Origin of the sequence: Microbispora sp. H10830, from assembly GCF_014161375.1 — a bacterium.
Lineage (GTDB): Bacteria > Actinomycetota > Actinomycetes > Streptosporangiales > Streptosporangiaceae > Microbispora > Microbispora catharanthi.
In genome coordinates, this window is sequence record NZ_JABBWX010000019.1 from 21,886 (window position 1) to 47,780 (window position 25,895).

23 protein-coding genes and 1 pseudogene are annotated in these 25,895 nt (G+C 70.1%); 14 read left to right on the forward strand and 10 right to left on the reverse strand.

The genetic code is table 11. The features are described from left to right. Window positions 1-24 precede the first annotated feature (24 nt). Genes HHX35_RS35605 through HHX35_RS35615 form a run of 3 tightly spaced genes read right to left on the reverse strand, consistent with a single transcriptional unit; the run spans window position 25 to window position 3,445 of the window. The gene (locus HHX35_RS35605; protein WP_182903024.1) at window positions 25-1,305 is read right to left on the reverse strand and encodes an MFS transporter; all 1,281 of its coding nucleotides are present in this window, start codon (window positions 1,303-1,305) and stop codon (window positions 25-27) included. Window positions 1,306-1,328: 23 nt separating this feature from the next. Beyond that, window positions 1,329-2,222, reverse strand: coding sequence for a polysaccharide deacetylase family protein (locus tag HHX35_RS35610; protein WP_182903025.1), 894 nt, complete (start codon window positions 2,220-2,222; stop codon window positions 1,329-1,331). Then, entirely contained in the window at window positions 2,219-3,445 is a 1,227-nt protein-coding gene (locus HHX35_RS35615) for an ROK family protein (protein ID WP_182903026.1), read from the reverse strand. The genes HHX35_RS35610 and HHX35_RS35615 overlap by 4 nt, the downstream gene beginning before the upstream one ends. A gap of 123 nt (window positions 3,446-3,568) precedes the next feature. Here HHX35_RS35615 and HHX35_RS35620 point away from each other — a divergent pair, with 123 nt between their 5' ends. The 3 genes from HHX35_RS35620 (at window position 3,569) to HHX35_RS35630 (ending at window position 7,744) form a co-directional block, all read left to right on the forward strand. Beyond that, a complete protein-coding gene (locus tag HHX35_RS35620; protein WP_182903027.1) occupies window positions 3,569-4,663 on the forward strand; it encodes an ADP-ribosylglycohydrolase family protein in 1,095 nt (364 codons plus the stop codon). 230 nt (window positions 4,664-4,893) lie between these two features. Beyond that, entirely contained in the window at window positions 4,894-6,714 is a 1,821-nt protein-coding gene (locus tag HHX35_RS35625; protein WP_220506267.1) for a DUF2075 domain-containing protein, read from the forward strand. Window positions 6,715-6,973: 259 nt separating this feature from the next. Next, window positions 6,974-7,744 carry a phosphotransferase gene (locus HHX35_RS35630; protein WP_220506268.1) on the forward strand — a complete coding sequence of 257 codons (771 nt, stop codon included), beginning with the start codon at window positions 6,974-6,976 and terminating at the stop codon, window positions 7,742-7,744. 39 nt (window positions 7,745-7,783) lie between these two features. Here the strand turns inward: HHX35_RS35630 and HHX35_RS35635 are convergent, their stop codons facing one another. Further along, window positions 7,784-8,203 carry a MarR family winged helix-turn-helix transcriptional regulator gene (locus HHX35_RS35635; RefSeq protein ID WP_182903029.1) on the reverse strand — a complete coding sequence of 140 codons (420 nt, stop codon included), beginning with the start codon at window positions 8,201-8,203 and terminating at the stop codon, window positions 7,784-7,786. Window positions 8,204-8,309: 106 nt separating this feature from the next. Between HHX35_RS35635 and HHX35_RS35640 the strand changes: the two genes are divergently transcribed. Then, entirely contained in the window at window positions 8,310-9,755 is a 1,446-nt protein-coding gene (locus HHX35_RS35640) for an MFS transporter (protein ID WP_310739528.1), read from the forward strand. Between the two features lie 47 nt (window positions 9,756-9,802). Here the strand turns inward: HHX35_RS35640 and HHX35_RS35645 are convergent, their stop codons facing one another. Together HHX35_RS35645 and HHX35_RS35650 are read right to left on the reverse strand one after the other, a co-directional pair. After that, window positions 9,803-10,426, reverse strand: coding sequence for an O-methyltransferase (locus tag HHX35_RS35645; RefSeq protein WP_182903030.1), 624 nt, complete (start codon window positions 10,424-10,426; stop codon window positions 9,803-9,805). Window positions 10,427-10,596: 170 nt separating this feature from the next. Next, a complete protein-coding gene (locus tag HHX35_RS35650) occupies window positions 10,597-11,451 on the reverse strand; it encodes a patatin-like phospholipase family protein (RefSeq protein ID WP_182903031.1) in 855 nt (284 codons plus the stop codon). A gap of 82 nt (window positions 11,452-11,533) precedes the next feature. Here HHX35_RS35650 and HHX35_RS35655 point away from each other — a divergent pair, with 82 nt between their 5' ends. Further along, the gene (locus HHX35_RS35655; RefSeq protein WP_182903032.1) at window positions 11,534-12,094 is read left to right on the forward strand and encodes a TetR family transcriptional regulator; all 561 of its coding nucleotides are present in this window, start codon (window positions 11,534-11,536) and stop codon (window positions 12,092-12,094) included. 240 nt (window positions 12,095-12,334) lie between these two features. Here HHX35_RS35655 and HHX35_RS35660 read toward each other — a convergent pair. The 3 genes and pseudogenes from HHX35_RS35660 to HHX35_RS35670 form a co-directional block, all read right to left on the reverse strand. Further along, window positions 12,335-13,650 (reverse strand): annotated as a pseudogene (locus HHX35_RS35660) (IS701 family transposase). Window positions 13,651-14,048: 398 nt separating this feature from the next. Continuing rightward, window positions 14,049-14,549 carry an MFS transporter gene (locus HHX35_RS42830; RefSeq protein WP_310739529.1) on the reverse strand — a complete coding sequence of 167 codons (501 nt, stop codon included), beginning with the start codon at window positions 14,547-14,549 and terminating at the stop codon, window positions 14,049-14,051. 218 nt (window positions 14,550-14,767) lie between these two features. Next, entirely contained in the window at window positions 14,768-15,202 is a 435-nt protein-coding gene (locus tag HHX35_RS35670; protein ID WP_220506269.1) for a hypothetical protein, read from the reverse strand. A gap of 217 nt (window positions 15,203-15,419) precedes the next feature. Here HHX35_RS35670 and HHX35_RS35675 point away from each other — a divergent pair, with 217 nt between their 5' ends. The 4 genes from HHX35_RS35675 to HHX35_RS35690 all read left to right on the forward strand — a co-directional run bounded on the left by HHX35_RS35675 (window position 15,420) and on the right by HHX35_RS35690 (window position 18,516). After that, entirely contained in the window at window positions 15,420-16,349 is a 930-nt protein-coding gene (locus HHX35_RS35675) for an alpha/beta hydrolase (RefSeq protein WP_182903034.1), read from the forward strand. Window positions 16,350-16,382: 33 nt separating this feature from the next. Beyond that, window positions 16,383-16,838: a GbsR/MarR family transcriptional regulator gene (locus HHX35_RS35680; protein ID WP_139579196.1), complete on the forward strand. Its 456-nt coding sequence runs from the start codon at window positions 16,383-16,385 to the stop codon at window positions 16,836-16,838. A gap of 9 nt (window positions 16,839-16,847) precedes the next feature. After that, window positions 16,848-17,660: a class I SAM-dependent methyltransferase gene (locus HHX35_RS35685; RefSeq protein WP_182903035.1), complete on the forward strand. Its 813-nt coding sequence runs from the start codon at window positions 16,848-16,850 to the stop codon at window positions 17,658-17,660. Window positions 17,661-18,276: 616 nt separating this feature from the next. Further along, window positions 18,277-18,516, forward strand: coding sequence for a hypothetical protein (locus HHX35_RS35690; RefSeq protein WP_182903137.1), 240 nt, complete (start codon window positions 18,277-18,279; stop codon window positions 18,514-18,516). A 309-nt stretch (window positions 18,517-18,825) separates the two neighbouring features. Here the strand turns inward: HHX35_RS35690 and HHX35_RS42835 are convergent, their stop codons facing one another. After that, the gene (locus HHX35_RS42835) at window positions 18,826-19,488 is read right to left on the reverse strand and encodes a TetR/AcrR family transcriptional regulator (RefSeq protein WP_220506270.1); all 663 of its coding nucleotides are present in this window, start codon (window positions 19,486-19,488) and stop codon (window positions 18,826-18,828) included. A 141-nt stretch (window positions 19,489-19,629) separates the two neighbouring features. Between HHX35_RS42835 and HHX35_RS35700 the strand changes: the two genes are divergently transcribed. The 5 genes from HHX35_RS35700 to HHX35_RS45235 all read left to right on the forward strand — a co-directional run bounded on the left by HHX35_RS35700 (window position 19,630) and on the right by HHX35_RS45235 (window position 25,443). Further along, complete coding sequence (locus tag HHX35_RS35700; protein ID WP_182903036.1) at window positions 19,630-19,989, forward strand: cupin domain-containing protein; 360 nt, start codon at window positions 19,630-19,632, stop codon at window positions 19,987-19,989. Window positions 19,990-20,088: 99 nt separating this feature from the next. After that, the gene (locus HHX35_RS35705) at window positions 20,089-21,507 is read left to right on the forward strand and encodes an APC family permease (protein ID WP_182903037.1); all 1,419 of its coding nucleotides are present in this window, start codon (window positions 20,089-20,091) and stop codon (window positions 21,505-21,507) included. Between the two features lie 12 nt (window positions 21,508-21,519). After that, window positions 21,520-23,160 carry a N,N-dimethylformamidase beta subunit family domain-containing protein gene (locus HHX35_RS35710; RefSeq protein WP_220506271.1) on the forward strand — a complete coding sequence of 547 codons (1,641 nt, stop codon included), beginning with the start codon at window positions 21,520-21,522 and terminating at the stop codon, window positions 23,158-23,160. An 84-nt stretch (window positions 23,161-23,244) separates the two neighbouring features. Beyond that, a complete protein-coding gene (gene speB / locus HHX35_RS35715; RefSeq protein WP_182903038.1) occupies window positions 23,245-24,195 on the forward strand; it encodes an agmatinase in 951 nt (316 codons plus the stop codon). A 237-nt stretch (window positions 24,196-24,432) separates the two neighbouring features. Then, window positions 24,433-25,443 (forward strand): DUF6000 family protein, encoded by a 1,011-nt coding sequence (locus HHX35_RS45235; RefSeq protein ID WP_396781510.1) that lies wholly within the window; start codon window positions 24,433-24,435, stop codon window positions 25,441-25,443. Window positions 25,444-25,895: the final 452 nt, after the last annotated feature.

Genomic DNA, 25,895 nt, shown 5'->3' on the forward strand with positions numbered 1-25,895 from the left:
TCGAGGTAGGGCGGCAGCGGCCGGTCATGACGAGGAGCGATGCGCAGCGGATTCCGGAGCTGGAGCTGTTGAACCGTGGACCGCGCCCGCTCGCAGCGGATAGAGGAGGAAGCAGCAGAAGGCCGGCACCAGCACGGCCAGGGGCACCAGGCCCATCATCAGCCGGACGCCGGTCACGACAGAGGCCGGCTGGACCGCCGCCCCGTTGTGGTAGCCCGATCGGGACAGCACGACGGTGATGACCACGGCCTGCAGGGACACCGCCCAGCGGACGATGAACCCGTTCATCCCGAAGTACATCCCCTCGCGGCGGGCGCCCGTTTTGCGCTCGTCGTCGTCGATCACCTCGGCGAGCAGGATCTCCAGCAGCACCAGCATGCCCGCGAGGGCGAGGCTCCCGACGAACAGGAACGGCACGAGCGCCGCGCCGTACACGACGATCGCGGCGAGGACGGCGCGGCGCGGGCCGATCCGGGTGGTCACCCGGCTCCACACATAGACCATCGGGATCGCGGTGACGAACACCGCGCCCAGGATGACGGTGTTGGCGGAGTCGGCCTCGCCCAGGGCGTACTTGGTGAAGAACGGGATCCCCGCCTGCAGCAGGGCGAAGGTCAGCTGCAGCAGGAAGCCGCCGGTGACGTACGTGACGAAGGCGCGGTTGGCGAGCGTGTGGCGGAGCGCGGCGAGGAACCCGAAGCTCTCGCGCTCCGCGTGGGCCCGCTCGGCCGAACCGCGGAGCGACAGCGCGAAGAGGGCCAGCGCCACCACGCCGAAGGACACGCCCATGGCGGCCCATCCGACGGCGCCGTACAGCAGGGGCGCCGCGGCGACGCCGACGATCATGCCGACGATCGCGAACATCTGCCGCCACGACGCGGCGGCGGCCCGCTCGGCGATGGTGGTGAACATCTCGGGGAACAGCGCCACGTAGTTCAGCACCACGACGACGAACAGCACGTCGTAGACGAGGACCACGATCAGGAAGTACCAGAACCTCGCGGTCGCGCCGTCCACGAGCGGGATCCAGATCATGGTGAAGGCCGCGGCCAGCGGCGCCATGCCGATCACGATGTACGGCACCCGCCTGCCCCAGCGCGTGCGGGTCCGGTCGGAGACGTGCCCCACGAGCGGGTTGAGCACCGCGTTGACGATGCCGTGGATCACCATGGCGACGCCGATGAGCGACGGGTCGACGCCCAGGTGGTCGACGTAGTAGAAGGTGGCGAAGGTCGCGAACGCCTGGCTAAGCAGGTTGACCGACAGGTTGCCCGACCCGTAGGCCAGCACCTGTCCGCGCCTCATCGGGCCCTCTGGGCCGTGCCTCATCAGGCCCTCTGGGCCGTGCGCAGGTAGGACCAGCCGATGAGGCGCACGCCTTCCTCCGCGATGGCGCGGCGGACCTCCGGATCGGTGAACAGCCGCAGCTCCATGCCGCGTTTGGCGTGATGCGGCATGATCTGCCGGAGCTCGCCGGTCTCCTCGAACGGGTGGATGTAGATCTCGGTGACACCGGGGCGCAGCGCCCGGATCAGCCCGATCATGTCATTTCTGACGCTCTCGCACGTCTCCCCCTCGGCCAGTTCGAAGGGCAGCGTCCACAGTCGGTCGAGGATCACCACGCCCGCCGCGTCGGCGGCCTCGGCTCTCGCCCGCGCGAACGGTTCCAGCTCCCCCGGCAGGCCCATGCCGTCGAGGGTCCGGGGCAGCCGGAACGGCAGGCCGTGCTCCGCGCACGCCTTGAAGACGATGTCGAGGAAGTCACGGCCGGTGGCCAGGCCGTACAGGCTGCCCATGTGGTTGTCGGCGTGCGACGGGTCGAGGCCGAGGGCGACGGCCCTGCGGATCTGCGCGTAGATCTCCGCGCGGACCTCCTCGGGGTCGGCCCGCTCCTCCACGGTGCGGCAGTCGGCCGGGAAGTAGCCGGCGTCGTCCACGAGCGAGGACACCGCGCGGTCGCGGGTCACCGGTCCCCACCGGTATCCCTCCCACTCGCTGGTGAACGTCAGGTGGACGCCCACGTCGTAGCCGCCCGCGACGGCCGTACGGACCGCGTCGGGGGCCCACGGGCACGGCGTCATCACGGTCGCCGAGCTGATGGCGCGGGCGGCGAGCAGTGAGGTGATGCCGGTGTTGGCCGCCCGGCACATGCCGTAGTCGTCGGCGTTCACGATCAGCAGCCGGTCGCCCGGCCCGGCGCCGAGCCGTCGTGCGAGGTTCACGTGATGTCCCCTTTCCTTGACCCGGTGAGGTCCGTGTCGTACGGTCCCCCGGTCGTCATGTCGTGCGGCCGCCCGCCCATCACGGCGGCGAAGGCGCGTTCCCGCGCGCGATGGCGGGCGAGCCAGGCCGCGCCGCGCAGCACCGCGTCCCCGGAGACGCCGCTCGCGACGATCCTGATCGGCAGCGGCGCCGCGTCCCTGGCCAGGTGGCGGCGGATGCGGCCGAGCAACAGGTCGGCGCTGGCGCCGAACGCGCCGCCGAGCACGAACAGCTCCGGCTCGATCACGAGGGCGATGGACGCCGCGACGTGGGCGATCCTGCGGGCGGTCGCGTCGACCACGGCGAGTGCCCTCTCATCGCCGCCCCTGGCGCTCTCGAAGATCTCCCGCGGGGACGGGCTACCCTCGATTCCGGCCTGCCTGGCCTGTTCGGCGATGCGGCGGGCGCCGAGCACCTCCGTGCCGAGCTCGGTCGCGGGGTGGCGCAGGAATCCGACCTCGCCCGCTCCCCCGGCGAAGCCCCGGTGCAGCCGGCCGCCGAGCACGATCCCGGCGCCGAGGCCGACCCCGACGCCGAGCAGGACGAAGTCGGCGACGCCGGCGCACGCGCCGAACCGCTGCTCGGCGACGGCGGCGAGGTTGACGTCGTTCTCCAGCAGCAGGGGCACGGACAGGTCGCGCTCGATCGCCTCGGCCAGGCCGCGGCCGCCCTGCGGCAGCCCGTAGGCCCGCCTGACGGTGCGGCCGTCGCGCGCCACGACCGCGGGGACGCCGACGACGGCCTGGCCGATGTCGCCAGGCCCGGTCCCGGCGCATTCGGCGCACTCGGCGGCGAGCGCGGTCACCGCCGCCGCCGTGTCGGCCACCCTGCGGCGCGGCGCCCGGGTCTCCGCCTGGGCGAGCGTCTCCCCCGCCGCGTCGACCAGGACGGCGCGGATACGCAGGTGGCCGATGTCGACCCCGAGCGCGAGCGCGCAGCGGGGGGCGATCCGGTAGAGGGTCGCCGCGGGCCCGCGACGGGTGGTGTCGGCGCCCGCCTCCTCGACGACGCCGCGTGCGACGAGCTCGCGCAGCGCCTGGGCGACGGTGGTCTTGGACAGGCCCGTGGCCCTGGTGATCTCCGGGCGGCCCAGCGGCCCCTCACGGTCGATGACGTCGAGCACGGCGCGGGCGTTGATCGGCCAGAGCAGGCCCTGCGGCCCGGCCAGGTAGTTCCCGCTCACGCTCACCTCGCGACCCGGCCTGAGAGGTCGGAAAGTTTCCTACTCAAGGTGAGCCGTTTCTGTCCGATCGGCGGCCCCGCGACAAGACCGCTACCGTTCTTGGAAGGCAGAAAGGGGATCATCGTGAGTAATGCCGAAACGGACGACATTCCGTTCGGGGCCCGAGTACGCGGCTGCCTGCTCGGCGGGGCCGTCGGCGACGCCCTCGGCGCGCCCGTGGAGTTCGACTCGATCGCCGCCATCCGCCGCGACCACGGCAGGGCGGGGCTGACCGACCTGGCTCCCGACTGGCGCGGCGAGACCGGCCTGGTCACCGACGACACCCAGATGACGCTGTTCACCGTCGAAGGGCTGATCCGCGCCGACGTGCGCGTCAGGGAGAGAGGCATCGGCGGCGGTGCGGTGCAGGTGGTCCGCCACGCCTACCTGCGCTGGCTCGACACGCAGCAGCACCGCGTGCCGCCGCCCGCCGACGGCCTCGTCCGCACCGGCCGGCTCCGCGAGCAGACCTGGCTCTACTCCCGTCGCGCGCCCGGCAACACCTGCGTGTCCGGCCTGCGCGCCGACCTCGGCCCGCTCGCGGCCCCCGGCATGCCCGGGCCGGTCAACCCCGGCTCCAAGGGCTGCGGCACCGTCATGCGCTCCGCCCCGTTCGGACTGGCCACCCGCGACCCGCGGGCGGCCTTCACGCTCGCGGCCGACTGCGCCCAGATCACGCACGGGCACCCCACCGGTTATCTGGCGGCCGGCGCGTTCGCCGCGCTGGTCTGCCTCCTGTCCCAGGGCACGCCGCTCGCTACGGCCGTACACGACACCCTCGGCCTGCTCGCCGAGCGGCCCGCACACGAGGAGACCACCGCCGCGATCGAGGCGGCGGTCGCCCTGGCCGGTGCGGCGGAGCCGTCGCCCGAGGCGGTGGAGACGCTCGGCGGCGGGTGGGTGGCCGAGGAGGCGCTCGCCATCGCGGTCTGCTGCGCGCTGGCGAGCGGCGACGACATCGAGCGGGCACTGCTGCTGGCGGTCAACCACTCCGGCGACAGCGACTCCACCGGCTCCCTCTGCGGCAACCTCCTCGGCACGGTTCACGGGGACGCGGCCCTCCCCGGGCGCTGGGTGTCCCGGCTTGAGGGCAGGGACACCGTCATCGAGCTCGCCGACGACTTCACCACCCAGTTCACCGGCGGCCGCCTCGACCGCGACAAGTACCCCGGCTGCTGACCCCGCCACCTGATTCGGCGCAAACGGCATGAGACGCACGCATCGCCGGGATCATGTCGCGTGGATCGTTGTAATCTTCCGGACGTACCGGTGATGCGGCCCGACGGGCTTCCGTTCTCTCGCCCGAGAACGGACACGCCCCCATACCGCACGAGTCTTTCGTGCTGCCTGGGGGTAGGTCCGTGGCCGTTGTCCGGCATTCCGCGGAAGGTCTGCTTCAGCTCGCGTCAATGCCGGAGAGGGTGCTCAGCGAGGTGATCGCCGAGCAACTTCGCATCACTCAGGGCGTCAATCCCGGCAGGAGCGAGCGGAGATCATGGGACCGCAGCCTGCCCGTTCTCGCCCGTGACCTCGTCGAGGCCGGGCTCGGCGGCGTCGAGATGCTGCTGGAATACCAGTTACCGCTCACCAGCAAGCGAGCCGACGTGATCCTCGCCGGCGTGGACCGGGCCAGCGGCGACGACGCGTACGTCGTCGTGGAGCTCAAGCAGTGGAGCCACGCCGAGCTGTACGAGGACGACGCCGACCTCGTTCTCGTCCCCGGCATGGGCAACCACCCCAGACTTCACCCGGTCCTGCAGGTGCACGGCTACTGCGACTACCTCGCCGACTTCGTCGGCGCCCTGGAGCACCGCCGTCACGCCGTCCGCGGCGTCGCCTACCTGCACAACGCGAACGACCCGGACATCCACGACCTCTACGACCGCGTGGAGGACGAACGGACCCGTCTGTTCAGCCAGAGCCGTCGCGGTCGGTTCGTCGACTACCTGCGCGCGCAGTTCGCGCCCGAACCCGGTGCGCGCGCCGCCGACAGGCTGCTGGCGTCGGCGATCCGGCCGTCCAAGCAACTGCTGAAGGTGGCCGCGGCCGAGATCAAGCATCGGGATCAGTTCGTCCTCCTGGACCGGCAGCGCCTGGCGTACGGAATCGTGCTGCACGCGGTGGAGAAGGCCAGGGCGGCCGACTCCAAGGAGGTCGTGATCGTCACCGGCGGTCCCGGCTCGGGCAAGAGCGTCATCGCCCTGTCCCTGCTCGGCGAACTCGCCGAGCGCGGCTATCCGGCACACCACGCCACCGGATCGCGGTCCTTCACCGAGACCATGCGCCGCCACGTGGCCAGGGGATCCACGCGCACGAAGGCGATGTTCAAGTACTTCAACAACTTCATGACCGCCAAGCCCAACGACCTCGACGTACTGATCTGCGACGAGGCTCACCGGATCCGCGAGACCTCGGCGAACCGCTTCACCAAGGCCTCCGCACGGACGGGGCGGTCCCAGCTCGACGAGCTGATGAGCGCCGCCCGCGTCCCCGTCTTCCTCCTCGACGAACACCAGGTGGTGCGGCCGGGCGAGACCGGGACCGTCGCCGACATCAGGGCGCACGCACAGGCCCGCGGTCTGGCCGTGCAGCAGGTGGATCTCGACGCCCAGTTCCGTTGCGGCGGCAGCCGCGCGTACGAGGAGTGGGTGCTGCGACTGCTCGGCCTGAACGGTGAGGATCCCGAGCCGTGGACCGGCGACCCCCACTTCGAGGTCACCCTCGCCGACTCGCCGCACGAGCTGGAGGGACTGCTGCGGGGGAAGCTGGACGACGGTTACTCGGCACGGATGACCGCCGGCTTCTGCTGGCGATGGAGCGACCCCGATGGCGACCGCCTCGTCTCCGACGTGCGGATCGACGGCTGGTCCAAGCCGTGGAACGTCAAGGGTGACCGCGCCGTCGGCGACGCCCCTCCCAGCGCGCTGTGGGCCACCATGCCGGGCGGCTTCGAGCAGGTCGGCTGCGTGTACACCGCCCAGGGCTTCGAGTACGACTGGAACGGCGTCGTGTTCGGACCCGACCTCGTTCATCGGGACGGCCGTCTGATCACCGTGCGCGGCGCCAGCGCGGACCCGGCGCTGACGAAGAAGTCCGTCACGGACGAGCAGGCCGACCGGCTGATTCGCAACACCTACAAGGTGCTGCTCACCCGCGGCATGATCGGCACGGCGGTCTACTCCGTCGACGCCAGGACGCAGGACTTCCTCGCCACTCTGCTTGATCGATAGGGTGGCCAGGCGCCCATGTTCACGGCGCGGCTCGACGGTCCCGACGCTGCGCGCCGAGAGCGAGCTCATGGCCCTCATCACCCTGAGGCAGGCCGCGATCCGCTTCGGCATCCCGCTCGCCGGCCTGCGGAAAGTCGAAAGCCCCTCCCGTCCGCATCAGGCGGCCCCATCGCCTACGTGACCCTGCCGGCTCACGAACGCACTCTGTCCCGATAGTCCGTCAGGGCCCGCGGGGCGGTCAGGGGCCATCATGGGACGCATGATCGAAGAGCGACGTCTTCCCGGCGGGAACACGAATGGGGCGGTCCGGGTCGGCGACACGGTCCGCCGTGTCCCCGGCCCCTGGACGCCTGCCGTGCACGCGTTGCTCCGGCATCTGGAGGACGTCGGCTTCGACCGGGCCCCGCGTGCACGGGGGTTCGACGACCAGGGGCGGGAGGTCCTCTCGTACCTGCCGGGAGAGGTGGTCGGGACCGCGCGGCCGTGGCCCGCGTGGGTGCACAGCGACGACGCGCTCCGTCAGGTGGCCGGCTGGCTGCGCGACTTCCACGCCGCGGTGGCGGGTTTCGTCCCTCCGCCGGACGCGGTCTGGCGCGAGGGAGGGACCTGGCGGCCCGGCCTGATCGTCGGCCACAACGACGCGGCGCCGTACAACGCGGCGTGGGCCCACGGGCGCCTCGTCGGTTTCTTCGACTGGGACTTCGCCGGTCCGGTCACCCCGGAGTGGGACCTCGCCTTCACCGCCTTCTCCTGGGTGCCGCTCCACGCCCGCCAAGTCGTGGCGGCGGAGGGGTTCACCGCGTTCGCCGAGCGGCCCCGGAGACTGCGGCTGTTCCTCGACGCCTACGGCTGGGACGGCCCGGCCGGGCGGTTCGTCGAGACCGTCCGCCAGCGGGTCAGCGCCTCCGCCGACGGCATCCGGCGTCTCGCGGCGGAGGGCGACCCGGCGTACCGGAAGATGGTCGGCAACGGCGTCGACAGGTCATTGGACACGGCGGTCGAGGAACTGACCGGCTTTCCCGGCGAGTGAGACCGGCGCCTGCGAGTCCGCCGCACGGGTGTCCGCTGCTCAGGGGCGGGGCCAGGGCCGCCCGGCGAGGTGTTCGATGTCGGTGTTGAACCGCCTCAGGTAGGCGGCGAAGGCCGCGACGTCCTCGGCTGTCCAGCCGGCCAGCACCTTCTCCAGGCCGAGGATGTTCTTCTCGCGCTCCTCACCGAGCCACCGCTCGCCCTCCTCGGTCAGGCGGAACTTGCGGGCGATGCCGCCGTCGGGGTCCGGGATGCGTTCCACCAGCCCGGCGCGCAGCAGGGCCGAGGTGTGCCGGTTGAGGGTGGACACGTCCAGCCCGAAGGCGTCGCTGAGCTGGCCTATGGACATCGGGCCCGTGACGAGGATGCGATTGAGCAGCAGGTAGGCGCTGCGGTCGAGATGCCGGTGCCGCCCGAGCAACATGGTCTCGAACTCGATGAGATGCGTGGGCTTGTCCATGCCGGTTCCTTCTCGTACAGATATATGCACCCTACACGAATTGTGCATGTAACACATGATGTGTAGGGTGCACATCGTTTTGCCCATCGATTCGAGGGAGACCCACGTGGGAGGCTCCACGTCCGCCGCTCGCCCCGGCGGCATCGTCAGCGTGATGGCGGTGGCCGGCATCGTCGCCTCGCTGATGCAGACCCTGGTGGTGCCGCTGATCGGCGAGCTGCCGAACCTGCTGCGCACCACCGCGTCGAACGCCTCCTGGGTGATCACCGTCACGCTGCTCGCGGGAGCGGTCACGACTCCGGTCACCGGCCGGCTCGGCGACCTGTACGGCAAGCGCCTCATGATGCTGGTCTGCTCGGCGCCGCTGATCGCGGGCTGCGTCGTCTGCGCGCTGGCGGGCTCCCTGACCCCGATGATCGTCGGAAGAGGTCTGCAGGGCATGGGCATGGGCTTGATCCCCCTGGGCATCAGCGCCCTGCGCGACCTGCTGCCGCCCGAGCGGCTCGGCCCCTCCATCGCGCTGCTGAGCTCGTCCATGGGAATCGGCGGCGCGCTCGGACTGCCGATCGCGGCGGCGGTCGCCGAGTACGCGAGCTGGCGGGTGCTCTTCTGGGGCTCGGCGGTGCTGAGCGTGCTGGTCGCGGTGCTGATCTGGCTCCTGGTCCCGGCCACGCCCGCCCGGGCGTCCGGACGGATCGACGTCGCCGGTGTGCTCGGCCTGGGCGCCGGGCTGGTGTGCCTGCTACTGGGCGTCTCCAAGGGCGCCGACTGGGGCTGGGCGAGCGGCACCACACTCGGCCTGCTCTCCGCGGCCCTGGTCGTGTTGCTGCTGTGGGGCTGGTGGGAACTGCGCGTCGACGACCCGCTGGTCGATCTGCGCGTCACCGCGCGGCGGCAGGTGCTGCTGACCAACCTGGCCTCGATCGTGGTCGGTATCTCGATGTACGCCCAGGCGCTGATCGTCATGCAGATCCTGCAGCTCCCCGCGGCCACCGGCTACGGCCTGGGCCAGTCGATGCTGGCGGCCGGCCTGTGGATGGCTCCTTCCGGCCTGATGATGATGGCCGTCTCGCCGCTGGGCGCCCGCCTGTCGGCCGCCCGCGGCCCCAAGGTCACCCTGATCGCCGGCAGCCTGGTCATGGCGCTCGGGTACGGCTCCTCGACCGTCCTGCTGGGCTCCACCTGGGGTCTGCTGATCGTCACCTGCGTGTGCAGCATCGGCGTCGGCCTGGCCTACGGGGCGATGCCCGCCCTGATCATGGCCGCGGTCCCCCGTTCCGAGACCGCCGCCGCCAACAGCTTCAACACGCTGATGCGCTCCATCGGCACCACCGTCTCGGCCGCGGTGGTCGGCGTCGTCCTGTCGCAGATGACCATCCGGCTGGGCGGGCACGTCCTGCCGTCGGAGGGCGGTTTCCGTGCCGGGATGCTGATCGGCTGCGCCGCCGCCCTCGTCGCCGCTGCCGTCACCCTGGCTCTCCCCGCACGCCCGGCGGGCCGTACGGCCGGTCACGACGTCCCCGCCGAGCCCGTCACCGCCACGAAGCCCTGACCCCGGCGGCCTACCGGCGCCGCGACTCCGCCGAGGGCGCCTGACCGTCAGTGATCCGTCGTGCCGGACGTCTCGGCGAAACGGCGCGTGGCCACGAGCGCGGCCAGATCCGGCGCGAGGCGAAGCTCGGCCGCGTCCAGCCCCGGGTGGCCGAGCCAGTGCATCCGCGCCTGGTCGACGGCGCCGTCGAACCGCGGCGGCCAGTGCCGAGCCGGAGTCAGGTCGTCGACGACCAGCGTGCCTCCCGGCCGGAGCAGCCGGTGCGGGTCGGCCGGCTGCTCACCGCTCTTGCCCTGGCCACCGCCGTCGAGCACGAGCAGGTCGTACGGCCCGTCCCGATGGATCTCCCGCCAGTCACCGCGGATGACCGAGACCTGCGGGTGATCGATGAAGACCTGGGCGGCCAGGGACGCGCGACGTGCGTCCCGCTCGACGCTGACCAGCCGGGCCCCGGGCCGGGCGCCAGAGGCCAGCCATGCCAGGCCCACTCCGCACCCGGTGCCGGTCTCCCCGATCGTCTCGGCGCCGCCCGCCAGGGCGTACAGCAGCCGCCCCTGCTCAGGCCGGCACGAAGGAGCGAAGCCCGCCTGCCGGGCTACCCGGACCGCACGCCCGACCAGCGGAGGCAACCCCTCGAGATCGGCATACGCCGCCGTACCGTCAACCGACATCGCCCCAGGTTAGGCCGATCGACCTCATTTCCCTAGTGCTCCAGCGGCGGATCGCGATCCGGGCGGTCGGACGACCTGGTTGGTGACTGGTCGCGAATGGCCGGGGAGACCCACGAGGCCGAGGGCGGGACCGGCGAGACCGCAGCACCGCTTCGGAGATCGGGCGGCGCTCAGTTTGTGACGGATCCGGTCGTCCAGGCGAGGCGGAGCCGCTCTGCGGCATCGGTGGCTTGGCGAAGACCCGCCTGGTAGGCCGGTTCCCAGACCGTCCGGTCGTTCAGGTCCGAGCCGAATGCGCGTATCGATGCCGGATCGGGCTCGATGGTCACCACTGTGTGCGCCCCGGCGACCGCCAGCTCCTGGTGGAGCAACTCGCGGGGAAACAGGTGCGCCTGGGGGTCGATCACGACGAGCGTGCGGGCTCCGGCCGCGAGTCCGGCGTTGGTCGCCGACCGCAGGGAGCCGTCCATGTATCGGCGGCCGTTGATGGTGATCGGTGGGTAGATTCCCGGAAAGGCCGTGCTTGCCGCCACGGCGGAGGGCAGCGGTGCGCCACTGGCGCGATCGAAGACCTCCTGCTCGCCGGTCTCGGCGTCCAGCGCGGTGATGAGCAGCTGCCGGTCCGGCCATTGGTCTGCGCCGGCCATGGCGCGCATCCGGGCGATGTGTGCCTGCTCGGGGCCGGTCTCGGCGGCAAGCGCGATCTGGCCCACTCGGCGCCGCGCCTCGTCCGGGTTCGAGGCGGCGCTGCCGAGCACCGCGAACGCCTCGCCCAGCCGGCGTCCGTCCACCTGGGGAGGAGCGCTGCCGGAGTCGGCAGGGCGCACTGGGGTGGCGAGCCGGTCGGGGTTCTGGCCGGTGGCCAGCAGTGCGGCGGTGATCGCGCCGGCCGAGGTGCCGACGATCAGATCGGCCTCGCCGAGATCCACCCCGCCGCGGCGCAGTCCGCAGGCAAGCCCAGCCGTCCAGGCCGTGCCGGCGAGACCTCCGGCGCCCAGTACGAGTGCCCGGTCGAGCGAGTGCATGACTGTCTCCTCCCGTTATTGAAACAGTCGCACCATATACTGACGTAGGCCCAGATCGGCGCCGGCGAGAGGATGATCCACCGTGGGGCGACCCCCAGACCCCGCCCGACGGGAGGCCACGCTGGCGCGGGCGACCGATTACGTACTGGCGCATGGCCTGGCCGGGTTGAGCCTGCGGCCGCTGGCCGCGGCTCTCGATACCAGCCCGCGGATGCTGCTCTACGACTTCGGCAGCAAGCAGGAGTTGGTATCCGCCGTCCTTGCGGAGGCCCGCCGCCGCGGTGCGACACGGTTGGCTGAGAACCTCCCGTCGGGGGCGGCCTCTCCGGAGGAACGCCTGCGCGGCATCTGGGCCTGGATCAGCGCACCCGAACGCGCCCCGTACGTCCGGCTGATCTTCGAGGTGCACGCCGACGGCCTGGCTCACCCCGAGAACTACCCGGACCGAGCCGAGGCGATCACGAACTGGTTCAACACCCTCGGCGCCACGTTCCGCGACATCGCCACCACCCCTGACGACACCGTCACTCCCACGTTGGTCATGGCCGTCATCCGGGGCCTCCTGTTCGATCTGACGACCACCGGCGACCGCCACCGCACCGACCGCGCCCTGGACCGCTTCTGCGAACTCCTCCGGCATTGACGAAGACAAACGATCAGGCGGTGGCAGCACCCGCCGAACCGGGCCAAGTGAGACGCCGACGCCGTCCGCGACGACCTGCGCGACTACGCGGCCGAGCACCTGCACGACGACCAGGCGGTACTCGTGGTCGACGAGACCGGCGACCTCGCCAGCCGCCACCAGGCCCGATCCCAAGCGAGCCACTATGAACGCCGAGCCGCAGCCCCAGCATGATCACGATCTACCGCTGGAGTACTAGTACTACAGCCTGATTTCGTGATGTCTGAGCCAGCGTCGCCAGTAGTGGCTGTGGCGGGCGCGGGTCTGATGGTCGCGTCGGTGGGTTGACCAGGCCAATACTGACTCAAGAGCGCGTGCGGCAGGGACGATCACGTGTGCCAGGAGACGGCGGATTTCTGCTGGTGTGAGGCGGACCAGGCCGCCTGGGCTTTTGGGGAGTGTGCGGCAGTGACGGCGAGGTAGGCGTGGGCGAGCATCGCGAGGGTGATGTGGCGGTGCCAGGCATCGAATCGGCGGACCTGGTAGTGATCCAGGCCGGTCTCGTTCTTGGCGGTCTGGAAGCATTCCTCGATCGCCCAGCGCGCTCCGGCCACGCGGACCAGGTCGTCCATCGTTGTTCCCACGGGGCCGTAGCACAGGTAGTAGGCGATCTCCAGTTCACCTTTGGCGCCGGGGATCAGGGAGCGCCGGGCCAGCAGCCAGCGCTGGTAGCCGGGCTCGGTCTCGTAGTGCACGGTGGCCAGCGCCCAGTCATACAGCCGGGGCCCTTTTGCGCCATCGCCGCACGAGCGGCGCTTCCACGCCTCCGGCGGGGCGTCCGCGACGAGGGTATCGGCGCGGACGGTGGCACCCGCGACGATCTGACTCTTCGGGACGGCGACCACATAGCTGACACCGCGCCGCTCCAGGAAAGAGCGGAACTTGTAGTCCATGCCATAGGCCTCATCGGCCGTCGCCCAAGACACGGGCAGGCCAGCGTCCAAGGCCCGGGCCAGCATCTGCCGGGCGAGCATCGGCTTGGTGGCGAACTCCACCTCCTCAGGGATGCCGGCCTGCGCACACCGCTGGCGGTCGGCCAGCCAGGACTTCGGCAGGTACAACTCCGCATCGATCAACGCCCGGCCCAGCGGTGAGGCGTAGGCCAGGAACACACCGAGCTGGCAGTTCTCGATCCGGCCCGCCGTGCCGGAGTACTGACGCTGCACCCCGGCCGATTTTGTGCCCTTCTTGATGAAGCCGGTCTCGTCCACGATCAGCACCGCATCCCGGTGCCCGAGGTGTTCCACCACGTACGCCCGCAGATCCGCCCGTACCCCCAGGGAGTCCCAGCGGGCGCTGACCAGCAACCGCTGCATCCGATCCGGTGTCGCGTCCCCGGCCGCCTCGGCCAACTGCCAGCCGTTCTTCCGCTCCACCGGAGCCAGCAAACCGGTCAGATACGCCCGCGCTTGACGCCGCGGCTCCACCCGCCCGAACCGACCCGCCACCCGCGCGAACAACGCATCCAGCCCGGCCACCCACTCCTGAAGGTCGCCCGCAGTCACACCACCCGACATGATCCAGAACTATAGATCACAAAACCTGGCTGTAGTACTAGTAGAAGCAGGCGCGGCGGGGAAGCATGCCGGACGCCTTGATCACGACCGTCTTGTGGCCGGACGGGGGTATATCTGCCCCGGGACACTCCTGGGGCGAGGGGCCATCGGCAAGTCGCGGGAGCGCCCTATGGGGGAGAAAAGGAGGATGAGCGCGGCCAGCGGCACTCCAGCCGTCGTGATCCACATGGCTGTACGGAGATCGAAGACAGTTCCCAGCCATCCGCCGAGCAGAGCGCCCAGCGGAATTGTTCCGTAGTTGAGGAAAGCCGTGCTCGCCGAGAGACGCCCGAGAAGCTCCGGCGGGCAGTAACGTTGCTGAAAGCTCGCCTTGATGACGTTGCCGGCCACGACGCCTGCTACCACGCAGAATCCCCCCGTGGCGAAGAGAAGGAGCCCGGCTCCGACAGAGGCGGCCGGGATGAGCATCGCAAGCCTTCGCCGACTTCGTCGAGCAGAGCTTTAGAGCGGACGGCCCTCCTTTCGCGGCGTGGCTCGCGCTTGCGGATGCTCGCGACGCAGAGGAGGGAGAAGAGAAAGGTCGCCGCGTTGGCGAACATCGCGTTGACCGCGCCTATCGTCTGCCCGATCAGGCCGGCGGAGCCGAGGCCGGCGATCTGGGCGGCCGACGCACTGCCGTGCAGCTTCGCGTTGCCTTCGAGTTGGTCCGCGGGGGTCAGAATGCTGGGAAGGTAGGCGGTGTAGGCGGTCTGGAAGAACACGGCGGCAGTGCCCGTCAGCAGCGCGATGACCACCAGCAGGCCAACGTTCAGATGGCCGGTCCACTCCACGACCGGAACCACGGAGAACAGCAGGAAAGACACCGCGGCAGCGGTCAGCATGACGGGCCTGCGACGCACCCGATCTACCCACGCTCCGACCGGGAGACCGATGACCAGCCACGGGCAGCCAGGCCGAGGCGCTTAGTACCCCGACCTCCCATGTGGTGGCGTGCAGGGGCGAGACGGCGATCAGGGGCATCGCCACGGCGGTGACGGAGGCGCCGAACTTCCCCGTGGTCTCTCCACACCACAGCAGACGAAAGTCCCGATCGCGACGCAGGAGATTGACACTTGGCTCATCCGTTTCCCCGCCCTTTGCGGGGGAACGACTGGATCTGCACGATGATCGGCAGCGCCCCAGGCGCTGCCTCCGCGCCGGGCTCGAGAGTGTGACGCGCGATCACGGCCATCAACTCGTCGTTGAGCGACTTGAGCTGTGCCGGCGTCATCCGCAGGTCCCGCCAGTCGGAGATGGTGCCGGCGCGCTGCCAGTCGCCGTCCCAGCTCTCGCTCAGGTGGTTCGTGACCCGGCTGAAGTACTGCTGCACCAGCTCGTGCATGTAAACCGACAGGGCACCCCTGGTGTCGGGGTCATCGTGGAATTCAGCGGTCTCCAGGACCTTCGTGTCCTCGACGACTCTCCACCAGCGCTCGCGCTTGGTGCCGCGGCCCGTCTCCTCTTCGATGAACCCGTGCTGGGCTCTGCAGCGCTGCCCCACGCTGCTGATCAACCTGAGGTCATCGGATCCGAGCTGGTCGGCAGCCTTTCGTGGCCTCGGGCACCGAACGCTCAGATCGACGCACTCATCCATCTCCAGCCGCAAGGTTCGTCGTCGAGGGCTGGAACGGCACCAAGCCGGGCGGCGGGGATGGCGCGGTCGCCTGGTTGACATTGCTAGATATTTCAGTCATTTTTGAAATTACTAGCTACCTTGTAGGGGGTGAGCCATGGAACACGTGACCTTCAACAGCCTCGGCACCCGCTGCGCGGGCGATCTCTACCTGCCTGAGACGAGTGACCCGGTCCCCGGGCTGGTGCTCGGGCACAGCGGGGTGATGGTCAAAGAGGCGCTGGCGTTCTTCGCGCCGCACTTCGTCAAGGCCGGCTTCGCGGTGCTGGCCATCGACTATCGCACGGTCGGCTCGAGCGAAGGCGAGCCGCGCGGCCTGGACTACCCGGAACGGCAGGTGGAGGACTTCCGCAGCGCCGTGTCCTACCTGCGAACCCGTCCCGAAGTGCAGCCGGAGCGGATCGGGGTGTGGGGGGTGAGCATCGGCGGCTCGGTGGCGGCCCAGGCCGCCGTGCTCGATCGGCGCATCAAGTGCGTTGTGGTGCAGAGTCCCAGCGTGTGGAACGGATGGCGGTACATGGAACGCCTCCTCGGCCGCGCCGGTGTCCACGCGCTGCGCGATCAACTGCAGCAGGACTGGCAGCGGCGCTACGAAGGCGGGCAGAGCGCTCGCGTGCCGCACCTGACGCTGGAGGGCGACAGCGTGAAGGACACCCCGGACATGTCGACCCGCCTGTTTCCCACCTACCGCAACGAGAAGACCCTCGACTCAGCCGAGCACCTGCTCACCTTCGCACCGGAGAACCTCATCCACCGGCTCGCGCCGACGCCGCTGCTGATGATCGCCAACGGCGGCTGGGACCCGTACCACATGCTCGAGGAGGCGCAAAGCGCCTTCGTCAAGGCGGGCGAGCCCAAGCGGCTCGCGGTGCTGCCCTACGACGTGCTCGGCCTCTACACCGGCCCGGGCCTGGAGGAGGCGACGGCGCTCGCGATCGACTGGTTCGACCTTCACCTGCGCAGGACCCGGCTCGCGGACATCACCCCGACACCCACCTACGAGTCGGTGACCGCCATGACACAGTGAACCGGCACACGATCAACAACGGAGGATGCGACGATGAGCACAGAAAAACAGCAGGACCGGCTGCTCCGCTGGGTGGAACGGGTGGCAGCCTTCTGCGTCGAGGAGTGGGGGCTGCCGCCTATCACCGGACGCATCCTCGGCTGGCTCATGATCTGCGATCCGGCCGAGCAGTCCGCCGGCCAGATCGCGGAGGTCATCCAGGCCAGCCGGGCCTCGCTCACCTCGAACATGCGCTTCCTCACGGCCATCGGCCTGGTCAAGAAGGTGAGAAGGCCCGGGGATCGCACCTCCTACTACCGCATCGAAGACGACGCCTGGCAGAAGGTCATCCAGCGCAAGCTCGAAAGCCTGAGCGCGTTCGGCGAGATCGCCGACGAAGGGCTCGACATCGTGGGCGGCGAGGGGCACCGCACCGAGCGCATCAAGGCCGCCCACGACTCCCTGACGTGGCTGCAGAACCTCGCGGCCCGCCATCCGCTACGCCGTTAAGGAATCCCCATGCACCGCTGGCAACCCGAACTCGGGCTGATCCAGGAAACGCTGCTGCTCACCCTCCATGCCAGAGCCCTGGACGCCGGGCAGCCCAGCCCGATCCTCGGCGATACGCTCTCCGCCGCCCTGGCCGGCACCATCGATTACGACTTCGGCAAGCTGAAGGTCAAGCCCAACCTCGTCCTCACCACGGCACTGCGCGCCAAGAAGCTCGACGGCGTCGTCCGCGCCTACATCGCCGCTCATCCCGGATGCGTGGTACTCGACCTGGGCTGCGGCCTGGACACCAGGATGTTCCGCTGTGATCCCCCGCCCGGCGTCGACTGGTACGACATCGACTTCCCGGAAGTGGTGCACCTGCGATCCGAATGTCTGCCCGGCCGTTCCCACCTGGTCGGAGCCGACCTCACCACCTCCGACTGGCTCACAGCCATCCCGGGCGACCGGCCGGCGATGATCGTCGCCGAGGGGCTGCTCCCCTTCATGCCCGGCGACTCCTTCCAGACGATGACCCGCGCGCTGACCGGCCATTTCCCTTCGGGCGAGCTCGCGCTCAACGGCTACACCCGCTTCGCGGCCTGGGCCATGAAGTACCACCCGACCATCAAGGCACTCGGCATCAAAGCCGCCCAGGGCTTCGACGACCCACACGAACCAGAGTCCTGGGACGCCGGCCTCGAACTGATCGAGGAGCAGATCCTCACCCGCGCACCGGAAATAGCCCGGTTCCCGCAACCCCTACGTGCGCTCATCCATCTCACCGCCCACAGCACGGCCTTGTCTCGGCAAGGGGCACGCATTCTCCGCTACCGGTTCTGATCCCTTGCGGGAGGTCTGCCGGAACCGGAACCGGCCGTGGCCTGAACGCCACGACTCCCGAGCAGCGGGCGCGCATCCGCGACCTGCTCACCTTCAACGCCAACGTCAACGACCCCGCCGCCTTCAGCCTGCCGTCCTATGAGCAGGCCAGATTGTCGGCCCTCTGAAGGCCGGCCGCCCTCTCTTACTGGGAGCCCGACGACTACAGGAGAGCGCCGATGGCCGATGCCCGCTTCGCCCGCGGCCCCGCACCCGGGACCGCCGCCCCACCCGCGGGTCAATCCACACACCGCGCAGTCGGACCCACCGCCCGACCGTCCCGTACCGCCGCCACGATATCCGGCGCAAGCTGTGGCCGGGATCGCCGAGCTGTGGCGGCACACCCAAGGCGATGCGGGCATCACCATCGGCGTCGTCGACGGACCCCCACAACTGTCCCACCCCCCAGCAAGACCAACCCGGACCTGGTCGAGCACGGCACCTGGACCGCCAGCGTGCTGCTCGGCCAGCCCGGCAGCATCCTGCCCGGCCTTTGCCCCCGGATGCCGCGGCCTCGTCCTTTCTCTTCCTGCCGGCGAGGAAATCCCACCTGACCCGCTGTCGGGAGCGCGCGGCGGTGTTTGCAGCGATGATCACGCCGTGCCGCCCGTCGCCGGCCGCGTGCGGCGGCGACGGCGTCCCGGTCAAGGACTCCGATGCCGCCCGGCTGTCCCCGCTCGGCCACGCCCACCTCAACGTCCTGGGCCGCTACTCCATCTCCTCCTCCACGCCGGCCGAAGGTCTGCGACAGCTTGGCGAGATCCCCGACCTGCCCGCCTTCCCCGACGGCGGTGGCGTGCAGGAGGAAGAGGCGTAAGACCTCCCGAGCTTGGGCCCACCGGTCCCGCGAGTGTGGGGTCACGCGGGGCCGTGGTCGGTGCGGACCGCGGTGAGGTCGGTGCCGTCCAAGCCCGCCCGCCAGGGAGTTGAACGGGGCGCGAAAGTAACGCCAACAGACGAGTGTCGCTGATAGATGAGGCCGATCCACTGCAATCGCTGAGATCGCCAGCCTGCTGGCCCCGGCGACGGCCGCCGCTGAGTCTGGCATCTCGCCTCGGGCCGCTGGCGTTACCGCAAGGCCTCCGGCGAAATCAGTCCAGCCTCGATGGCGGGCAGGAACTGCGGCTCATGTGGTCGTCAGGGCCGAACTCCACTGATCGAGCAGGAGTGCGCTTGCTCGCTGGACGTCCGGGAGGCGGGTGGGGTCGGCGAGGGTACCGCGTAGGAGGAAGTCGGCGATTTCGCGGGGGAGGGTGTCGGGGTCCGGGGTGGGGTCGGTGCCGCGGTCGCGCATGGCCTCGAGGATCAGGCCGGTGATGGCGCGTCGCACGAAGTACGGGCCGCCGACGATCTGGAGTTCCCCGCTGTCGATGGCGTGGGCGATCAGTTCCTCGGTGAGGCGATGCAGTTCGTCCCGTTGCGCGGCCTGGGCGGCGAAGTCGGGGAGTTTGAGGACGTCGTCGTTGTAGAGGCCGCGGGTGTCATAGGGCAGGACCAGGATGGCGTAGAGGTCGGCCTGCAGGTAGGCGTGCAGCCGCGCGGCGGGGGACCCGTCGGCGGCCAGGGCCGTGCGGAGGCGTTCGAGGGCGGGAAGCAGATCCGCGTCGAGGAGTTCGGCGAGGATCTCGGCCTTGCTGGCGAAGTGCCGGTAGATGGTCGGTTGCCGCACACCGACGGCGTTGGCGATGTCGCGGGTGGAGGTCCCGTGGTAGCCGCGCACGGCGAAGAGCTTGGACGCCGCGATGAGTGCCCGCTGACGGGTGACGCCGTCCGGTCCGCGTACTGCCATGTCCGTCCTCTCCCTGCCGGGTCACCGTACCGGGTGGCCGAGGTCGCGCGTCCGTCAAGTCTGGACCGCCCTCTTGCCAACACAAGCTATCAATCTATAGCTTTACCGCCCAACCGGTGTTCTGCCAGCAGGAGGTCCGCCGTGGCCATCACACAGATCCAGGTCCTCGTTCCAGGGACCGGAACCGACGTGGTTCCGTCTCCGCGCGACTACGACGAGGTCAGCGAGGGGTGGGAAGAGGTCGAGCATCGCGCCCGCCTGTCAAGTGATCATTCGGTCGCCGGCGCCTGGGTGGGAGAGCCCGGCTCCGTGCGGATTCGGCATTGGCCCTACGACGAGATCTGCGTGATCCAGACGGGCCGGGTCGCGATCGAGGATGCCGACGGCGGACGCGCGGAGTTCGGCCCTGGTGAGACGTTCCTCGTGCCAGCCGGATTCGACGGCTGGTGGCACACGCTCGAACCCACCCGCAAGATCTTCGTCGGCGTCTCGGCTCGATGAACTCCGCGGCCTTCGGGGGGCCGGGCCGCCAGGTCCGGTGAAGGCCGTCTCCGCAGATTCAGTCCGGAGCCGTCGAGGACGGCTCGCAAGGAAGGCACCATGGACATGCCCCATCCCCCTCAGCACGAACTGCGCCGCGACGTCGTCAGCGCCCGGCACCTGGTCTTCTTCGTCGTGGCGGCCGCCGCGCCGCTGACCGTCTCGGCTGGCTTCCTGCCGCTCGGATTCCTGGTGGGCGGGACAATGCTGCCCGCCGCGTTCGTGATCGCCGGAATCGCCTACGCGATCTTCGCGGTCGGCTTCACCGCGATGAGCCGCCACGTCACCGACGCGGGCGCGTTCTCCGCCTACATCGACAAGGGGCTCGGGCGGACGGCTGGATCCGGGGCCGCGATGGTCGCCTGGGCCGGCTACACGCTCGGGCAGATCGGCTTCGCGGCCGCGGCGGGCTTCTTCGCCTCGATCTTCCTGCAGACGTACCTATCGGTGAGCGTCTCGTGGGGGCTGTGCGCGACGGTCATCGGCCTGCTGGTCACCGCGATCTCGTACGCGAAGATCGATCTCGGCGCCCGGGTCGCGGCGGTCCTGCTGATCCTGGAGATCAGCGTCCTGGCCGTCTTCGCTATCGCGGTCTGGATCCAGGGCGGTCCCGAAGGTGCTCCTTGGTCCGCGTTCGACCCCGGCTCTTGGCAGGTGCCGGTCCTGGGCGGCACCTTCCTCGTCACGTTCCTGGTGTTCATCGGTTTCGAGCAGACCGCCGTCTACAGCGAAGAGGTGCAGGACGCCGGCAACGCCGTGCGCAAGGCCACCTTCTGGGCCATCGGCGTTCTCACCGTCGTCTACGTCGCCGCCGCGTTCACCATCCTCATGGCGGTCGGCCCGAGCCGGCTGCTGAGCGTGCTGAGCGGCAACCCCTCGCAGGTCGTGTTCGACCTCAACACCTCCTTCGTCTCCTCGGTCATGACCGACGTGATGCAGCTGCTGGTCATCACCAGCTTCGTCGCCGGTGTCATCGCGCTGCAGAACGCCGGCTCGCGCTATCTGTTCTCCATGTCCCGGCGCGGTCTGCTGCCCGCATTCCTGTACGGCACCAGCGCATCCGGCTCCCCGCGCGCAGCGGTCCTCCTCCAGGGCGGCCTGGTGACCGTCGCGCTGATCGGCTTTGGCCTGTCTTCGCTTGACCCGTATACGCAGGTCGTCACCTGGACCAACGCGCCGACCCTGTTCGCCGTTCTCGCGCTGCAGATCGCCACCAGCGTCGCGGTGATCCGCTGGTTCGCGACACGCGGCGCGCGGGAAAGCCTGTGGGCGCGCCTCATCGCCCCCGCCCTGTCGGTGATCATCCTTGGGATCGTGCTGTACCTGGCGGTGGCGAACATGAGCCTGCTCACCGGGATCGGCGCCATCGGCAACGCCCTCATCATCTCCCCGCTCGTCATCGCGTTCCTGGTCGGGGCCGTCCGCGGACGCATGACCGCTGGCCGCAGGCAGGAACACCTCGCGCCCGAACAGCTCTGAAAGAGGACGCTCATGAGTGATCAGCTGCCCGCCGCCGTACGCACCGCCCCTTCGCAGAGCCCGGCGCCTGCCCCGCGGTATGCCTGGTCCATTCCCGGTTTCGTGGTGGAACGGCCCGGGATGGGCGGCCCGGAGGCCTGGTGTTACACCGACAGGTGGACCTACTCGCCGGGAGAGGAGGTCCACGTCCACACCCACACCACCGCCGAGACATACACGCTCACCCTGGTGCGCGACGGGCTCACCCCAGAAGTCGTCTGGTCCGCCACCGGTCTGCCCGGCCGGGCCCACCCGACCCCCAGCGACGCCTACGCCGTCGGCTGCGGCTGGCCCGTCGCGCACACCTTCACCATCGACCAGCGGTGGAAGCCCGGCTTCTACATCCTGATCATCGGCATCGAGGCCCACGGACGCCGCCACGAGCGCGAGCACTTCCTGATCGTGCGCAACCCCGAGCCTGGCGTACGGACCCCGTATGTGCTCGTGCTGACGACCAGCACGATGACCGCCTACAACGACTGGGGCGGCGCCAACGCCTACCGCGGCCTCGGCGACGACCCCTGGACCGACGTGGCCAGCCCGCGCCTGTCCGTCCAGCGGCCGATCGCCCGCGGCATGATCCGCAAGCCGGACGAGGCGCCGCGCAGCTCCAACCCCGACACCCCGCCGCGCGGCGCCCTGCCCCGCCACCCCGCTTATGAGTGGGCGCACACCCACGGCTACTCCCGCCACCACGCGGATGCGTTCTGGGCCACCTACGAGCGGCCCTTCGCCTTGTGGGCGGAGAAGGAGGGCATCGAGTTCGACGTCCTCACCCAGCACGACCTCCACCAGGACCCCGGCTGCCTGACCCCCTACGCCTGCGCCGTCTTCGTCGGCCACGACGAGTACTGGACCGCGCAGATGCGCGACAGCGTCGACGCCTTCGTCGACGGCGGCGGCCACCTCGCCAGGTTCGGGGGGAACTTTCTGTGGCAGGTCCGGCTCGAAGACGACGACCAGGTCCAGGTCAACTACAAGGTCCCGCAGGACGACCCCCTGTTCGACAGCGATCCGGCCAAGGTGACCACCGCGTGGGACTGGCCCCTCATCGACCGTCCCGCCGCCGCGACCATGGGGCTCACCGGCCTGTCGGGCACCTACAACCGCTACGGCTCGGCGATCTCCCGATCCAGCGGCGGCTTCACCGTCTACCGGCCGCGGCACTGGGCCCTGCAGGACACCGACCTCGGTTACGGCGACGTCTTCGGCGGCGCGCCCATCTGCATCGCCGCGTTTGAGCTGGACGGCTGCGACTACACCTTCCGGCGCGGCCTGCCCTTCCCGACCGGCAGCGACGGAACCCCGGACAACTTGGAGATCATCGCCATGTGCCCGGCCACGTTCGGCGAGGAGGACCGGTGGGACGGGCAGGTGCCGCTCGGCGCCCCCATCGCCGAAGTCCGGGGCATTCTCGGGCTGCTGTTCGACCCGCTGCCCGACCGGTTCGACGGTGAGGCGTACGGCTCCGGCATGATCGCCGAGTTCACCCGGGGCAGAGGCGGCGTCTTCTGCGCCGGGACGACCGAATGGGTCAACGGCCTGCGCCTGCACGATGAGTTCACCGAGCAGATCACCCGCAACGTGCTGCGCCGCTACGCCGTCCGCGGCTGACCCGCGCTGTATCCACCCCGCCGCACAAACCATCCGCGGCTGACCGTGCCCGCGCCACATCCGTCCCATCGCAGAAAGACGTTCATGAGCCCGATCGGACCCATCGACAGCTCCACCACGCCTCGCTACGCGGGATTCTCCACCTTCGCCCGGCTGCCCCGCCTCGACCAGGTGCCGCACGCCGACATCGCGGTGGTCGGCGTCCCCTTCGACACCGGCGTCTCCTACCGCCCCGGGGCCCGCTTCGGCCCCGCCCACGTCCGCGAGGCCTCCCGGCTGCTGCGCCCTTACAACCCCGGCCTGGACATCGCACCCTTCGACGTCGCGCAGGTCGCCGACGCGGGCGACATCGCGGTCAACCCGTTCGACATCGGGCAGGCGATCGACACCGTCCAGGCCACGGCCCTCGACCTCACCTCCGACGGGACCCGCCTGGTCACCATCGGCGGCGACCACACCATCGCGCTGCCCCTGCTGCGCACCGCCGCCGAACGCCACGGACCCGTCGCACTCGTCCACTTCGACGCCCACCTCGACACCTGGGACACCTACTTCGGCGCCGCATACACGCACGGCACCCCGTTCCGCCGGGCCGTCGAAGAGAACATCCTCGACACCGAAGCGCTCAGCCACGTCGGCATCCGCGGCCCCCTCTACGGCAAGAAGGACCTGGAGGACGACCGCCGCTTCGGCTTCGGCATCCACACCTCCGCCGACGTGTTCCGCCAGGGCGTCGATGAGATCATCGACCGGCTGCGCACCAGGATCGGCGACCGGCCGCTGTACGTGTCCGTTGACATCGACGTCCTGGACCCCGCACACGCCCCTGGCACCGGCACCCCCGAAGCCGGCGGCCTCACCAGTCGTGAACTCCTGGAGATCCTGCGCGGCTTCGCCGGCCTCAACGTCGTCGGCGGCGATGTCGTCGAGGTCGCCCCCGCCTACGACCACGCCGAGCTCACCTGTGTGGCCGCCTCTCAGATCGCCTACGACCTCGTCTCCCTCATGGCCGCCCGCAGCCCGGAAGAAGCCTGACATGCCGCAGACAACGCGTTACGCCGTCATCGACACTGCGACGGATGAACTCGTCGCCACCTACCCGGCCGCCACAGACACCGAGGTGCGGGCGGCCGTGGACGCCGCCCACCGTGCCACCTCCTGAGGGCGCGCCACGACCGTCGCCGAGCGCACCGCCCTGCTGACCAAGGTCGCCGACCTGCACCGCGAACGCCGCATCGGTTCAAGGCCGCCCTCGCCGACGACGCGCGTCACATCAGCGACGAGGACCTCTGCGAACTCCTGCGCCGCGACTGGCGGCCCCGCCTGACCGCCGCGTGGCTGATCGGTTTGGACCGCCGCGTTCGCTTCCGCCAGGCCATCGGCGAACTGCTCCTGAGCAGCGAGGTCTGCTACGCAGGCCAGGGTTACTGCTTCGCCCTCGCCAATTTCGGGCAATCCCTTTGGGCTCCGGACCAACCGTCCAGAAACCGAGTCGAACTTCGGATCTGTGTCATACAGCCGGTATTCCTCACCGACCAGAGACAGCTCGACCGGAATGCCGAGCCGCTCCCCCGTTTTGATCAGGTACTTGCCGCGGCCGGGATGCCTGGCTCCCGGTTGCCAGGAGTCAGGCGCCGACCAGGAGGCGACCAGCTCGGCCTCGGGACCCGTGAGCGGTGTGACCTCATTGACCCGGGCGAGCTCGCGCGGCGGCAGCCCCGCCAGCACGGTGATGGCCGAACGGTCGGCGAAACCCCGGGCCTTGGCCCTGTCCTCCTCTGCGGTCAGCGCGTCCAGATCCGCCAGCGAATGCGTGACCATCACCGACGCCATGCCCTTGGCCCGGTTCAGCCGCGTCAGCGCGTCGGCGTACTCGACCAGGCCGGGCGCGCCGCGCAGCGCCCGCCACAGCTCGTCCATCACGCCCAGCCAGGAGCGGCGCGGCGCCAGGCCGAGCCCGCTCAGCGCGGCGCAGGCGTCGACCATGGCGAACGAGTACGCCCAGGTGGACAGCATCGCGGCGGTAAGCAGCTTGTCGCCGGCCGCGCCGATCCGGGAGATGTCGACGGCGACCGCCGGCGCGGGCAGGTCCAGCGGGCGGGTGGTCGGCCCGTCGAACACCCCGGCCAGCGACCCGGTGCACAGCAGGTCGAGGGTGAACAAGAGCTCCCACGTCCTTTCCCGGTAGGTCCTGTCGGTGTCGGCCCGGGCGGCCGAGCGCAGCGCTTCGGGTCCTTCCTCGATGACCGTCAGGACGTCGGGCACCGTCGGCTCACGCAGTAGCCGCTCGTCCAGCAGGTCGACCGCGCGGCCCAGCACGACCTCCTCGAAATTGGTAATCCAGCTTTCCCGAATCAATGTGCACAGCGCGAGCAGCAGCGACAGACGGCGCCCCCGCACCTCCCAGCGCAGTCGGGCGGTCTCCGGTCCGCTCATGCTCCCCAGCGCGGCGGCCAACGGCCCGGCGTCGAGCGGGTTGAGCCGGTCCATCCCCCGCCCGATGCTGATGACCTGCCCGCCAAGGTGGGCGACCAGAGGGGTGCAGTCGGGTTTGGTGTCGCCGAGGATCAAGGCCGTGGAGCCGAATGCGACCGCGCCGACGACCATGCGCTTGACGAGAGTGGATTTTCCGGTGCCGGGCTGGCCGAGCACAAACACCCCAGGGTTGGTCACCAGGCCGACCCGCAGCCAGGTAAGCGGGTCCAGGCAGACAACCTCACCGGACAGCTGATGCC